16 protein-coding genes are annotated in these 13804 nt (G+C 56.7%); 5 read left to right on the forward strand and 11 right to left on the reverse strand.

The genetic code is table 11. From position 1 onward, the window contains the following. Window positions 1-205 precede the first annotated feature (205 nt). Window positions 206-1036: a DUF1350 family protein gene (locus tag NW818_RS08280; protein ID WP_414424291.1), complete on the forward strand. Its 831-nt coding sequence runs from the start codon at window positions 206-208 to the stop codon at window positions 1034-1036. A gap of 315 nt (window positions 1037-1351) precedes the next feature. Here NW818_RS08280 and NW818_RS08285 read toward each other — a convergent pair whose 3' ends face one another. After that, on the reverse strand, window positions 1352-1600 hold the full coding sequence (locus tag NW818_RS08285; protein ID WP_011433446.1) for a hypothetical protein: 249 nt from the start codon (window positions 1598-1600) through the stop codon (window positions 1352-1354). Window positions 1601-1682: 82 nt separating this feature from the next. On the opposite strand from NW818_RS08285, the gene NW818_RS08290 reads away from it, so the two are divergent. Both NW818_RS08290 and NW818_RS08295 read left to right on the forward strand, forming a co-directional pair. Further along, window positions 1683-2063 carry an Npun_F0494 family protein gene (locus NW818_RS08290; RefSeq protein ID WP_414329149.1) on the forward strand — a complete coding sequence of 127 codons (381 nt, stop codon included), beginning with the start codon at window positions 1683-1685 and terminating at the stop codon, window positions 2061-2063. 49 nt (window positions 2064-2112) lie between these two features. After that, window positions 2113-2352, forward strand: a complete 240-nt coding sequence (locus NW818_RS08295) for a hypothetical protein (RefSeq protein WP_148202739.1) — start codon at window positions 2113-2115, stop codon at window positions 2350-2352. A 114-nt stretch (window positions 2353-2466) separates the two neighbouring features. Here NW818_RS08295 and NW818_RS08300 read toward each other — a convergent pair whose 3' ends face one another. From NW818_RS08300 to NW818_RS08315, 4 genes are all read right to left on the reverse strand, one after another. Then, window positions 2467-3495: a hypothetical protein gene (locus tag NW818_RS08300; RefSeq protein ID WP_414424292.1), complete on the reverse strand. Its 1029-nt coding sequence runs from the start codon at window positions 3493-3495 to the stop codon at window positions 2467-2469. 357 nt (window positions 3496-3852) lie between these two features. Beyond that, a complete protein-coding gene (ribD, locus tag NW818_RS08305; RefSeq protein WP_414424311.1) occupies window positions 3853-4965 on the reverse strand; it encodes a bifunctional diaminohydroxyphosphoribosylaminopyrimidine deaminase/5-amino-6-(5-phosphoribosylamino)uracil reductase RibD in 1113 nt (370 codons plus the stop codon). 26 nt (window positions 4966-4991) lie between these two features. Next, window positions 4992-5186, reverse strand: a complete 195-nt coding sequence (locus NW818_RS08310; protein WP_414424293.1) for a hypothetical protein — start codon at window positions 5184-5186, stop codon at window positions 4992-4994. Between the two features lie 121 nt (window positions 5187-5307). Next, window positions 5308-5745 carry a hypothetical protein gene (locus NW818_RS08315; RefSeq protein WP_414424294.1) on the reverse strand — a complete coding sequence of 146 codons (438 nt, stop codon included), beginning with the start codon at window positions 5743-5745 and terminating at the stop codon, window positions 5308-5310. 188 nt (window positions 5746-5933) lie between these two features. Between NW818_RS08315 and ppc the strand changes: the two genes are divergently transcribed. Continuing rightward, window positions 5934-8870 carry a phosphoenolpyruvate carboxylase gene (ppc, locus tag NW818_RS08320; protein ID WP_414424295.1) on the forward strand — a complete coding sequence of 979 codons (2937 nt, stop codon included), beginning with the start codon at window positions 5934-5936 and terminating at the stop codon, window positions 8868-8870. A gap of 81 nt (window positions 8871-8951) precedes the next feature. Here the strand turns inward: ppc and NW818_RS08325 are convergent, their stop codons facing one another. After that, on the reverse strand, window positions 8952-9752 hold the full coding sequence (locus NW818_RS08325; protein ID WP_414424296.1) for a Ycf66 family protein: 801 nt from the start codon (window positions 9750-9752) through the stop codon (window positions 8952-8954). 181 nt (window positions 9753-9933) lie between these two features. Between NW818_RS08325 and NW818_RS08330 the strand changes: the two genes are divergently transcribed. Continuing rightward, window positions 9934-10335, forward strand: a complete 402-nt coding sequence (locus NW818_RS08330) for a hypothetical protein (RefSeq protein WP_414330894.1) — start codon at window positions 9934-9936, stop codon at window positions 10333-10335. A gap of 384 nt (window positions 10336-10719) precedes the next feature. Here NW818_RS08330 and aroH read toward each other — a convergent pair whose 3' ends face one another. From aroH to NW818_RS08355, 5 genes are all read right to left on the reverse strand, one after another. Then, window positions 10720-11094 carry a chorismate mutase gene (aroH, locus tag NW818_RS08335; RefSeq protein ID WP_011433434.1) on the reverse strand — a complete coding sequence of 125 codons (375 nt, stop codon included), beginning with the start codon at window positions 11092-11094 and terminating at the stop codon, window positions 10720-10722. A gap of 103 nt (window positions 11095-11197) precedes the next feature. Further along, window positions 11198-11884, reverse strand: a complete 687-nt coding sequence (locus tag NW818_RS08340; RefSeq protein WP_414424297.1) for a V4R domain-containing protein — start codon at window positions 11882-11884, stop codon at window positions 11198-11200. Window positions 11885-12153: 269 nt separating this feature from the next. Next, window positions 12154-12612, reverse strand: coding sequence for a hypothetical protein (locus tag NW818_RS08345; RefSeq protein ID WP_414330903.1), 459 nt, complete (start codon window positions 12610-12612; stop codon window positions 12154-12156). A gap of 36 nt (window positions 12613-12648) precedes the next feature. Then, entirely contained in the window at window positions 12649-12900 is a 252-nt protein-coding gene (locus tag NW818_RS08350; protein ID WP_414330906.1) for a hypothetical protein, read from the reverse strand. Continuing rightward, window positions 12897-13580 (reverse strand): V4R domain-containing protein, encoded by a 684-nt coding sequence (locus NW818_RS08355; RefSeq protein ID WP_011433430.1) that lies wholly within the window; start codon window positions 13578-13580, stop codon window positions 12897-12899. The genes NW818_RS08350 and NW818_RS08355 overlap by 4 nt, the downstream gene beginning before the upstream one ends. Window positions 13581-13804: the final 224 nt, after the last annotated feature.

The raw sequence follows: 13804 nt of genomic DNA on the forward strand, positions 1-13804 counted from the left end.
AGCAGTGTTCAGCGTAAATGTATCAGTTTTGCCTGCTGCATCAGAAGTTAACTGGGGATCCCCATGTCTGGGCAAGATGTCCATTAGGATGAGTTCCAGGGGCTGGCCAGCGCAGGGAACCGGCGTGAGGTGGGCAAAGTGGGATCTGCCGAGCGCTGGGTTATGGGGAAAGCTTCAACAAACTCGCAGGCGAGGTTGCAACACCATGGCACCAACTTGGCAAACCGATGGGCATACTTGGTTCCTTCTGCCCCCTCAACCCCGCGCCGTCGTTCACTTTCTGGGTGGAGCTTTTGTGGGAGCTGCCCCGCAAGTGTTCTACAGCCGCCTGCTGGAAGAACTGGCCCGTATGGGCATGGCCGTTGTTGCCACCCCCTACACCACCGATATCGATCACGCCCAACTGGCGCTCAACGCAGCCCAATCTTTGCACAGAAGCCTGCAAAGCAAGGGTTTGCTGGAGTTGCCCCTGTTTGGTTTGGGTCATAGCCTGGGCTGTAAGTTGCAGATCCTCTCTTGTCTAGCCGTTCCTTCTCTGGGATCCCAGCGGCGAGGCAATATTTTCCTGGCCTACAGCAATGCCGGGCTAGATCGGGCTTTGCCATTGCTGCGGCTGTTGGCTCAAGCTTGGCCTCAACAACAGCTTGCCGATCTGTGGCGGATGTGGATGGGATCCTCCTCGCCGCCTGTGAACCTGTGGTTGGAGTTCGAGCCTTCCCCAGCAGAAACCAACCGCTTAATTGAGGAGCAGTATCCGGTTAGAAACAACCTGCTTGTGGAATTTCGACAGGATGATATTGACGACATTCCTCTGCTCTACCAGCAGCTTTGCCGCAAGTATCAAGGCCACACCGAGTGGCAGCATCTCGAGGGGGATCACCTCACTCCACTGGGTTTTAGCTATCCTTTCCAAGTCGGGCAAGAGTTCAGCCCCATCGATGCTTTTGGACAGTTGATCTACCAGAACCTACTGGCCCCCAACCACCAAATGATCCGAAGCATCCGAGCCTGGCTGGCAACCCAATTGGCCCATTGACATTCTTCCCACGGCTCAAGTCAACGGATTTTTTCACAGCTTGCAGGATTTCTCCCGCTCACTGTTGGCAAGCGGGCGGCAGGTCTTGCTACTCCATCCTTGCGGATGCAGGAGGATGCCATAACCCCAGATACTTTGGCCTTCCATTTCAAACTAGATTGAAACACTCCCTAAGCGTTCTCCGCTGCCGCCCTACCCCCAGCAAGAGAGGGGAGCTAGATGGAAATGTTTCATTCCGGCTTAAAACGACTATAAAAGCTGCGTCACAACCTCGCTAGCGGAGCTACTGCATTGGTGTAGCTCATGACCGCCCATTTACTGATCAAGCCAGCTCAAATCGGAGAGCAGATCTTGAGAGTAGGAAGAGGGGGACTGCGCTTGCAGATGAAACAACATCTGAAGGGTATCGCTCATCAGAAAGTAACAGGTCAAGACGCCGCCGGCAGCCACAGCCACCAGTGTCCCTGCCAACATGCGCGAGAACTCCTGACTCTGAAAAGCCTGCTCCATCAAGCGCAGCGCCCAGAATCCCAGGAGGACAACAATGGCAAGGATGATCAACATATCGTAATTTATTGTAACAAGCCTGCTGCTCAACGGCCATTGACAGAATTGAATAAGAACATAAGGACTCCCCTTGTCCCTCATGCTCCATGACTCTGAGTCAGTGTACAGAAGGGCTTGGCGTGCCTGGATTTGCAGCCCTTTTCGGTTGCCCTTGCTGCAGGCCATGAGCACAAAAGGGATCCCACCGGCAAAGATTGCAGGTTGGGCCGGCGTTCAAGCGGGCTACAGCCGACGCCCGTTATCGGAAATGCGGGTGGATCAGGAGCTGATGTGGCTGATTCAGGTGGGGCTGTTGCGGCGGGAAGTGGATGGGCAGGGGATCACCGACCGGTACCGTCTGGCACCTCTGGGTCGGCAGTTGTTGCAAGATCTGGAGAGGGATGAAACTTTTGCCGGGATCTCGGCAAGCTGGGCAGACCGCCTGCGCAATAGGCTGACCCGCTGGCGGCTGCTCCCCTGAGGATCCCCTACAGTGGATCTAACTTTCAACGCCGCTCTCGAGGGGGGGTATGGTACGGCCAAGGTTGATGCGTGTGCCCGGATCCCTGGCACTCCAACGTCCACTCCAAACCTCTTTGCAGCGGCGCAGCCAAGCAATTAACCGGCGCAGCAAGTCTATCTACCGCAAAACCCGCTCCCTCTACCGACGCAACTTGCCCCTTTATCTGCGCAATTTGCTGTTGCAATACCGCACCAGCCTTATCTACAACCTCAAAGCCAGGCCTGTCAGCAGAACCCGTCGAGGATAGCAAGCCCCCCTCTGGATCCCAGCACAACAGTCTTCACCCCGTCGGAGTTGGTGATGGAGATTGTCCACCCCCAAGCCTGTGTAACCCCGTAGGAGGGGTACTTCTTGCAGGAGACTATTGGATTGTGAAGCGGCCAACTCCCACCTTCTCGCCGTTGACATGAATCTCGACGCGGTAGCGGCCGGTGTAGGGCTGGCTGAAGCTCAAATAGCCTTGCACCGTGTCGCCGGGATCCCAGGGAACATCGAGCTTGCGGATTAGTTGCTCGCCCCCAGCTTCTCCGCCCTCGTAGTACCAGAGCATCTCCACCTTGGCGTTGGCAGGAAGGTTGCCCACCGGCAAGATGGCCCAGATCAAGGTGTCAGTGGTCTTGAACTCGGTTGTGGCCTCGCCAGGGCTGCCGTCCCCCCGACCTCGGTACAGGCCGATTGTCCTTAGCCCCGCCTCTTTGGGGGTTCCTTGGCTGTAGGCACGGGCATCCGCCTGCGCTTCCTGACCTAGGCGATCCAGCTCGGCCAGCAAATCTTCCTGCTGCTTCAGGGCATCGGTTGCTTCCTGCAGCCACCGGGCGATCTGCCGCTCTGCGGTTGGGGCTTCCGAAACCGGGGAAGAAGGCTGTGCAATCGCCCCGCTGAGGTTGCGAATGGGAAAACCCTGAGCTGTCCCCACCTCGCTGCCCAGTAAGTTCAGCCAGCGGCTTCGCACTTCGGACGTCATCTCTGGCTTTGCGGCATAGGCAATGCGCACACTGCCGCTTGGGCCTCGGGTGATCCGGCCAATCTCATGTTCCTCAACTCCACTCACCGTTCCACGACAGCCAGCACTGCGAAACTCGTAGAGCACATCTTCTTCGCTCTCCCGATGGAACTCCCAAGTCGTTTGGGGACAGTTGGCCAGGAGGTTGTCCCGCATGTGGTTGGCAAGAAAGCGCGGCGATCCCTCGACATGAACGTCCATGACGGAGAGCATCTCTCTCCAAGAGGCCAAGCTCTCTCCGGGCCGTGTGAGAAGGGTTAGAGTAACCCCTTCTAGGACTTGATGATCGGCGAAAACCCACTCCCCTGGATCCCCCTCGATGACGACGTTTCCCGATGGGCTGAGGAAAGCGGATGCAAACAGCAGGCTGGCAAAAAGATTCAACACAATGCCCTTCCTTATCCTGGGATTTGTACTTGAAAATGAGATAGGACGACTTTCAAGCCGCTCACTGGGCAAGCAAAGAAGGGCTGGACAAAGAGGCTAGAGTCTTCGTCGTTGCCGTTTGCAAGGCTCACCTCAGGAAAATCTCGATAGATCCCTACAGCTTGATTTTGCTGACCTTACCAAAACGTCAATTGACCCCCCCAAAACATTGACCAGCCTAGCACAATTGAGCTCAATTCTGAACCCCACTTTGCAGAAATGCCGTGTTTTTCTGATGAGTATATCCATTTACATTGAACAGATATCAGCCTGTTCGTTCAGAAACCTGAAGCTCCCTGTATGGCAATCGAAAGCTGGTCACTTTAGTAGGTTACTGTGGCCAACTGAAGAGGAGATCTTTCCGATGATCAACCAGTTATCCCCCAAGGTCTCCAGCCGCGGCTCCACCAGTTGCCAGCTTTGGTTGACATCAGGGATCCCCTCCCCTGCTACCGGGGTTGGCGCAGCGGCTCCGCCTAGGATCTTGGGAGCGATAAAGGCGGCTACTTTCTGGATCGCCCCATCTTTGAGGGCTGCCCAGGCCAGCGTGCCCCCGCATTCCCAGAGGGCACTCAGACACCCCCGCTGAAAGAGCACCTGTGCCGCCCGCGAGGGGGTTACTTGGGGCAGATGCAGCAGCTCCACCCCCTGCTTGGCCAGGGATCCCCACAAAGGATGGGTTGCCACAGCTTCTGTGATCACCAACGTCGGCGCTTCTTCCACCTGCCACAGATGGGCAGAAGGGGGCAGGTTCAGAGAACGGCTGAGAACAACCCGCAACGGCTGGGATCCCTGCAACTCCGCCAGGCGACAGGTGAGGCGCGGGTTATCCTGCCAAACGGTTCGGGATCCCACAATCACCGCATCGTGCCAGGCCCGCTGTTGGTGTACCCACTGCCGCGCCGGAGAGTTGCTGATCCAGCGGCTGTGGCCGGTGGCGGCGGCGCTCTTGCCATCCAGGGTCATGGCGTATTTCAGCAGGCCGAAACACTGTTGCCGCACAATGGCGAAGGCAAACCCCTCGTTCAGCTCCTGGCACTCCCGCTCCAGCACTCCCACCGTCACGTCGATCCCCGCCTCCTGCAGGCAGCGGATCCCTTTGCCAGCCACCAAGGGATTGGGATCCTGCATCCCCACCACCACCCGCCGGATCCCGGCAGCTAGGATGGCCTCGGTACAGGGAGGGGTACGGCCATAGTGGTTGCAGGGCTCCAGGTTGACGTAGAGCGTTGCCCCTCTGGCCAGGGATCCCGCCTGTTGCAGAGCCAACACCTCCGCATGGGGCTGCCCTGCCCCCGGATGAACGCCTTCCCCCACCACCCGATCCCCCTGCACGATCACGCAACTCACCCGCGGATTGGGAGAGGGACGCTGAGGTGTAGAACGGGCCAGGGATAGACACCGTTCCATCCACTGCTGATCCGAGATCACAAAATGGGCATCCAATCCAGAGTGGCTCAAAGCAGTGACAAGGCTGCCAGCTTGCGGTTGAAAGCTGCAATTGCCTTGGATTCTAGCTCTACCACCTGCAATGCGTAGTCGCGGGCGCGGGCCTTTTGTTCGTTGCTGACAATCTCTCCCGAACGCAGGCGATCCAACAAATCTGAGGGATCCAACACCTCATCCATCGGGAAGCGGCCCAGATGAATCATGATCGGCAGGCATATTCTTCGCCAAGAATCAGAGCAGAAGTGAGCGTGGGTGATTCCCTCTCTCCCAGCTTGAGGGTGGGACGAGCCTTGCGGCCAACCACCACCTGGCGATGGGTCTCGATCACTGCTCTGGCCCGATCCAGATCTTGATTTTTCCAATCCACAGCCAGCCTGAGGCGGTGGGCGATGAAATCCGCAGTGGCGATGTAGAGCAGAGAAGGATCAAAGCATAAACCCGCGTCTGGGCAGTTGACGCCACCGTTGCACAAAACGCCGGGAAGGTGATCCCCGCCTCCACCACCGTGGTCACCCCTGAGCGGATCCCCACCTCATCCGCCGGCAGACAAAAATCCCCCACTGATGTAAAAACATGGGTGTGAATATCGATCCAGCCAGGGGTGAGGAGCTGCCCTCGCAAATCCACAACTTCTGCCCCACAGACAGGCAGGTGGCGTCCAATTGCAGCGATCTTGCCCTCCTCCACCCGCAGTTGCCCGATCTCGTCCAATCCCTGGTCGGGATCCAGCAGATGTGCGTTGATAAACAGGGTGGCAGCCACCAGAACTCCTTCCCGCAAAGCGTTAGACCGGCACTCTCGGAAAGTAAAACACTTTTTTCTTGCAATTTGTAGGCTCAACTACAAAATCCGACGCGGAGAAGACCGCAATCTGAGCGTGATACCTGCTACATCTGCCGTTTTGACAAACAGGCTCTAATATTGGGATGGTTATTCTAGGAGCTGCCTTCATGACCTCTTCCCCCCACCTGACCGCTGCAGAGGGGGCAGCGGGTTCTGCCAACGGGCTGAAGGAGGCATCCCTGTTTGGGGAACGGGATCCCTTGGCCCATTCCCTTCAAGTCAACGAAGCCTTCAACCGCAGGAACAACCTGTTGAACCGTCGCCTGCAATTGGTGGAAGAACTCTGGGAATCGGTGATCCTGCAGGAGTGCGGTCAGTCTCTGGTGGATCTGTTGCAGCGACTGCGTTCCATGTGTTCCCCAGAAGGACAAGCCCTGGAGTACCCGATCCCAGAGGTACTACAAATTATCGAGTACCTCAGCCTCGACGCCACCATCCAAACGGCACGGGCCTTTGCCCTCTTCTTCCAGTTGATCAACATTGTTGAACAGCACTACGAACGGGCAGAAGACTCCGACATGCGCATGGTGGATAGCCAACAGCGCACCGTGCGGGAAAACGAAAAATTTGAACGCCTGTTCCCTTACCTGCGGGCTCAAGGGGTGCCGCCGGGCCTACTGCGCAGATTGCTGGAGCAGTTGCACATTCGCATGGTCTTTACCGCCCACCCCACCGAGATCGTCCGCCACACCATCCGCGAGAAGCAACGAGCTTTCTCTCGCCTGCTCGGCCAACTGGATTGGGCAGAACAAACCCAGCCTTTGCAGGCCCAGATGATAAAAGAACAGATGGCGGAAGAAGTCTTGCTTTGGTGGCGTACCGACGAGTTGCATCAGTCCAAGCCGACTGTTTTGAACGAAGTCGATTACACCTTGCACTATTTTGAAGAGGTGTTGTTTCAGGCCATCCCCCTGCTGCACGAGTACCTCAGCCGCAGCTTGAAAAAGGCTTTTCCCAGCGTCGAGCCACCGCCGGCAGGATTTTGCAACTTCGGCTCGTGGGTAGGCGGGGATCGGGATGGCAACCCTTCCGTCACCGCCGATGTTACCTGGCAAACGGCCCGCTATCAGCGCAACCTCATCCTGGGCAAGTACATCGAATCGGTGAAGGCTCTCACCAAAACCCTGAGCATTTCCCTGCACTGGGGGGATGTGGACAGCCAACTGCTGGATGCCCTTGAGCAGGATCACCGCCTCATGCCTGAGGTTTACGAATCGTTTTCGCTGCAATACCGCCAAGAGCCCTACCGCCTCAAGCTCAGCTACATTCAGCGGCGGCTGGAGTTAACGCGGGAGCGCAATCGCAACTTGGCCGACTCCGCTTGTTTGCCCACCCCTCCCCCCGTGGACAACGCCTATGCCAACGCAGAAGAATTTCTGGCCGACTTGCAGCTTATCCAGAAAAGCTTGAAAAACAGCGGCCTTTCCTGCCGTCAGTTGGATCATCTCATTCAACAGGTACAGGTGTTTGGCTTTCACCTGGCCCATCTGGATATCCGCCAAGACAGCAGCTACCACGAAGCCGCTCTCACGGAGATTTTCGAGTACCTGCGCATTTTGCCGCGCCCCTACAGCGAGATGACGGAAGAGGAAAAAACCGCCTTTCTCCTGCAGGAGCTGCAAACCCGTCGGCCTCTGATACCGCTGGAGATCGCCTTTTCCGAGAAAACGGCAGAGCTGATCGCCACCTTTCGCACCCTGCGCCGCATGCAGCAGGAATTCGGCTTGGCCATTTGCCAAACCTATGTGATCAGCATGAGCCGCCAGTTAAGCGACCTGTTGGAGGTGCTGCTGATGGCCAAGGAGGTGGGTCTCTACGATCCCATCAGTGGTCGCGGATCCCTGGCGGTGGTGCCGCTGTTTGAGACCGTCGAAGACCTGAAGCGGGCCCCGGAAGTTTTGCGGCAGTTGCTGGAGATCCCTTTCTATCGCCAGTACTTGGCTCAGCAGGGGAATCTACAGGAGGTGATGCTGGGCTACTCCGATAGCAACAAAGATTCCGGCTTTTTGAGCAGCAACTGGGAGATTTACAAGGCTCAACAACGCCTGCAGACGGTGGCCGAATCCTACGGGGTGAAGCTGCAGATCTTCCATGGCCGGGGCGGTTCGGTGGGCCGTGGGGGGGGCCCGGCTTACGAGGCCATCTTGGCTCAGCCAGGGCGCAGTGTGGGGGGCCGCATCAAAATTACCGAACAGGGAGAGGTGTTGGCCTCCAAGTATTCCCTCCAGGATCTGGCCATTTTTAACCTGGAAACCGTCACCAGCGCCGTGATCCAGGCCAGCCTACTGCGCACCTACCCCAACGATCTGCACGAGTGGTCGCGCCTGATGGAATCCTTGGCGGAGCGCTCCCGGCAGGTGTACCGTAACCTGGTCTACGAGCAGGAGGGCTTTGTGGAGTTTTTCCACGAGGTCACCCCCATTGAAGAGATCAGCCAACTGCAGATCAGCTCCCGTCCCGCCCGCCGCAGCGGTAGCCAAAAAGACATCGGATCCCTGCGGGCCATTCCCTGGGTATTCAGTTGGACGCAAAGCCGCTTTCTCTTGCCGGCCTGGTATGGGGTTGGCACTGCCCTACAAGAATACGTGGCCAGGGGCGAGCACAACCTCAACCACCTGCAGCACCTCTATCGCGAATGGCCTTTCTTCCGCATGGTGATCTCCAAAGTGGAGATGACTCTGGCCAAGGTGGATTTGCAAATAGCGCGTCACTACGTGCGGGAGATGAGCTCTCCAGAACGTCTAGAGCGGGCGATGGAGCTGTTTGAGTGTATTGCCCAAGAAATGCACCGCACCCGCACAATAGTGCTGCAGATTACGGGTCACAGCGAACTGTTGGAGAACGACCCTTATTTGAAGCGCTCGGTGCAGTTGCGCAACCGCTCTATTGTGCCCCTCGGCTTTATCCAAGTCTCCCTCCTCAAGCGCCTGCGAGAGCGTCAGGGATCCCGCACCGGACGAACACGCTACGACCGAGCTGAACTTCTGCGTGGAGCTTTACTTACCATTAACGGCATTGCCGCCGGGATGCGCAACACAGGCTGAGGGATCCAACCGGATTCACCACACCTCCCAAGCAAGGCTGGCGCTGTCCCTATTGAGTTTCAGAGCAGTGTCGAGAGCTTGTCAGAACAGATCGTCATCGTACTCTTCTGGCTCCACCTCTACTGGCTCTACTTCGACAACGCGGCGGGAAGGACGGCGGGGGGGTTCATCCGCGTAGCTTTCCCCTTGGTCTTGGGGCAACCGTGGGGGACGGCGACGAGTAGCTGTACCTGTGCTGCGCTCTTCCTGCACATCCACATCCTCTGGATACTCTTCGGTGGCAGGACGACGGGGGCGGCGGGCCTCTGGCGGCGGTGCTGGTTCATCGTAGTCCGTATCCTGACGCGGGCGGACCCCTGGCTCCTCGTAATACTCATCCCCTTCGGGTCGGCGGCGGGGACGCACACGGGTATCGCTGGTCAGTTGGGGCCGCGGGCGACGGCTCGGCTCTGCGCTGCCTTCGGGAATGGAGCGGGTGGAGGAGGTGTCGCGAATACGGGATCCCTCGGCTCGAGTGGAAACCGTGCGTCCTTGGGCATAGCCATCCGGGGGATAGGTGCGGCTGAAGCCTTGCCGCCGAACGGTCGGACGAGCCCCGCCCACCTGCCGTGCTTTTTCGCTTAAGAGAATCCGCAAACGGAAGGTTTCGATGGCAAACCAGCCGGCCATCACCGCCAGCAACACCTGCGCAAAGAACAGCAACGGGATGAGCCGCTGACCTTCCAAGAGCAAGCAGACGGAATAGATCAGGCCCATCGTGGCAAAAATCACGTCATACTCAGCGGAGGCCTCGCGCTTGATGAACCGAACCGCGAAGATGGCTCCACTGGCAATCGCCACCAGCGCTGCCATCAAGAAGTAGGGGCTTTGGGTGAGAAACATGCCAGGGATCCCTAAACGATGAAGACGGGAGAGCGTTGAGCCTTATCCATTCCACAGCCGATCCTAGCATTGATCCTCCTGGTGGCACGGACAACAAAACCCAGGTTTGGGTGTAGGGACGGGATCCCTCTTCAATAAAAGGGATCGGTGCTAAAATCGGCAGCATCTTCCTACATGTTCCATGCTGTATCTGGCACGGGTACACAAAAAAAGTCTCTTCGGCCAGGGGGAGCTGCAGCTCTTGGCCCGGCAGGCCGAGGACGGGGTTTGGATGCCGCTGCGCAAGCCAGAAGGGGTCACCTGCAAAGAGGTTGGCCCTTACAACATTGGGGTGTTGCTGCTGGTTGAGCTTTCGGAAGAGCGGCAGGTACGGCGGGTGGAAGAGGCAGCCATGAAGCTGGTGGAGATGTTGCACAACCTATCCCGAACCCACAGTCTGGTGGATCTGTCGGAGATTGAAAGCTGGCGGCAATCCTTGACTCGGCAAAGCCAAGAGCTGAGCCGTCGCGAAGCAGAGGTGGCCGCTCGCCAAGAGCAACTGCAACAGTGGGAAAACCGTCTGCGAGAAAAGTTGTCTCCTTGAGCTCTCAGATCTACTCTTATCTTAAGTAGAGTCATTTTAAGCTAATTGAGAAGCCCCCCAAGTGCTCTGTGCCGCTGCCATCACCCCATCTCCCAAAAAGAAAGGGGAGCTGGATGGAAATGTTTCATACCTGTTTAAAATGACTGTAAGTCCAAGTAAGTCTATGAGTGAATCTGGATGTTCTGCGCCTTCCCAAATCAGTAGTGATACGACCCGGATCAACTTGAGTTAAGCCATTCTTTTCCCCCAGAATAAGCGGGGCAAATCCGGGATCCATCATGCCCCATGTTGCCCATGGCAACAGACTGTCCCACCTCCAGTGTAGAAATCCCCCGACTTTAGTCGGTGAGAGTGTCAACCCTGTGCTGGTGCTGTATGGATCGATCAAACAGTGCTGAGATCTGGCCTTAACTCGCGGGCACCTCGCAGATAAACATGCTGCATGTCCGCTTGAGCAAGTGGAGTATTCAACTGGATCAAAACCCGAATGCAACGGGGTAAGTCGCCGCTCACCTCCATCTGTTGCACATCCAACAGAGGCACCGACTCCCAACCGGGGCGACGACGAGCAAACTGGGCGGGAAAAGCTGCATTTAAATCAGGGGTAACGGAAAAAATAACGCTGACTAGTTCAGCCGGATCGAGGGCGTTGCGGTGCTCTAGCGTATCCAGCAGCTCAGCCACCGCCGCGCCAATGGCCTCGGCACTGTTTGTAGGTACGGTGATGGCTCCCCGAATTGCTCTGACTCGCCACCCCAATGGCCACACCCTCGTGCGCTTGAGCTCGCCTTGCTTCCAGAAAATTATACAGACTCATCCCTGTTGGGATCCCATCCCTCTGGGGAAAACCAGCCCCCATCGCCTAGCTGGGCTGCAGGAGCTTTTCCAGGATCTGCTCATGGTTGAGGCCGGAGTCCACCCAGGCTTCTCCCTCTTTGAGGCGGGCAGCAGCGGTTACGACAAACAAATTGCTCTTCGCTCCCAAAGCCTCGCTGGCAGTTTGCACGCAGAGCAAATCCTGGCCGGTTAGCTGGCTAAACCAGGTGGCCAACAGCCCTGCCTCCAGAAAGCCCATCGGCCGCTTGAAATGGGGAGGCGTGGCGGCAGCGAAGGGGGAATTGCGAATCGACACCACCAGCACTCCTTGATCTTTGTAAGTCCAGTCGATCTCGATCAATCCCCAGCCATGAGTTTTCCAAGCTTGTCTCAGACTTTGCAGGAAAAGGCCCATCTCCAGCTCGGCCAAAGGCTTCTGGTAGTAGTCGGAGAGTTCTTGGGCAAAACGGCGGAAAAACTCCTTGCCCCACATCCGACCACAGTTGCGCAATACCAAACGAGCAGCCTGGCCAGTCTCGTATTCCAGGCCCGTGTAGATGCCCCGCAGCAATGCCTCTGGAAGGGCCAAGAGACGCTCACCGTGGCGACTTTCCAGCAAGCCGGATTCCAAATCGCTTCGCAGATAGGCGCTGGGTGCATAGTAGTTGGCCAAAACAGGCGTATAGGGATCAAAGGTGACTGAGCCATTGGAGATAGAGCTAGTGCCGGTCATAAGGGATCCCCTGGTTATCCAATCCAAGTCGTTATTGAGCTCTAAGCATCCAAATAGGAGCAGGGTGCAGTTGACAGTTCGTTGGTTGTTGAGCTGGGAGAACGGTTGTTTACGCTCCAAATCTTATGGCGATCCCTCCAGCAATTGAATACCCCTTGGGCAGATTTACTACAACGCTAACATTAACTCCAACGACACTGAAGTCTCCGGCTAGTTGAGATAGAGCGCTCTAGCACCGAAAAATGCAAAAAGCAAAAAAGTATCTAGCTCTAAAACAGCAAGGCCACCTGTACCTGGGTGATTAAGGGGCGGATAAACTCCAACTCTCCAGGAGCCAAATGGTCTCTCAGCTCTTGCTGGAAAATCCGATAGGCAACCTCATAAACCCTCTGCAGCCCGTACAGGCGCACCTCTTCTTCCATCCACTCGATCAGCCGCTCCTTCAGGAGGTTTTCGTCCTGCAGCAACATGGCCATAGCGCTGTGACGCAGCAGCAACAGCAGGTGTCGCCGGCACAGATCCAACACTTGTGGAGAAAGGTCGGGCATCTCTTTTTGCAGGGCATCTAGGGTTTTGCTCACCACCTGGCTCTCCCGTTCCCGCAAAACTCGGTACACATGTTGTCGTTTTGGCCAGCCGAGAACATAGGCCTTCAGATGCTCCAGCTCCTCTGGCTTGAGGTAGCGGGCTTCCGACTCGATCAGCATCTGCTCCAAGGGGCTTACCATCTCGCTTCTTCCGGATGTCAGTGGGTGCTAGGAGACTCAAAACAAGCTGAACAGATCTGCCAAGGTGATCTGTTCTTCTGCCGGCTCGGGTTCTGGTGCTGCCGACAGGGATCCCAGAGAATGCGCAGCCAAACTCAGGGGATCCCCCGCCCAGGGGATGGAACCAAAATGCTCCCGCACTTGCAGAAAAGGCATTGGCAGAGAGCGCATCTGTAGGGGGCGGTTATCCCAATTTAGACGGGCAAAAAAGCTCTGCACCGAATCCTCTAAAGTAATCTTCCAGGTCATGCCTTAGCTACTCCCTGACCTGAACGCAATTTTTGGGCAATTTCACCAGCACTGGCCCCTTCGTTTAGCCAGAAGGCAGCCGCATCGATGCGATCTTTGCTGCCGAGCAAAAACTTGCAGTAGCTTTCTCCCATGGAGTAGCACTGGATCTCGATGCAGTTCAGTTGCCGTTCCACCATGGTGCTAAAAAAGCCGGCAAACAATCCGGCGTAAAGATGACAGACAGGTTTACCGACATCCCCCAGGGTGCGGGCCACGGCGGAGTCAAAGAGGTTGATGAAAATAAACCCTTGCCGCCGACTCTCGGTCTCGACCTCCCAGCGTCCCCATCCTTGCGAGGTCAGAGGCCACCACCAGGTTTCCAAGAGAAACATTAGATTACTCTGCTTGGGGTGGCGCCGATATTCCTCCTCAAACCAGCGGGAAAAATGGACAGCATCGTTGCGTCCCCACTCTCGGCCAATGGTGTACATCAGAGAAGCTGAGGCATCTCCCACTTCTTCTTCCAGGCCCTGCTGCAAGCCCAGAATAAAGTCTTCGCTTACCAAGACATTGCGGGCACCCGTCCAGTCCACAAGGGATCCCTGGGAGAGATTAAAGCGGAAAAAGTCTTCGCGGCTGTAGTGGTTATGCCGTTGGGCGGCAGGCTGAAGAGGTATCTCAATGGGGGCAGTCGTCATGGTTGGGTGAGGAGAGATCAGATTTTTTAACACTCCTTATCATACCCTTCTTAATTGGCATTTTTACCAAAAAACTGGGTCTAAAGCCTCGTCCTCAAGGCCTACGGCCCGCTGACGCAGTTGCAACAGCGTTGCGGAGCAATGGGGGACGGCTTTGGGATAGACTCAGGGCGACGGCAGGGTAGTCAACCACTCCAAAAACCCAGCAGGAGTGGGTCAACTGG

The organism is Synechococcus sp. R6-5, assembly GCF_047461775.1.
GTDB lineage: Bacteria > Cyanobacteriota > Cyanobacteriia > Thermostichales > Thermostichaceae > Thermostichus.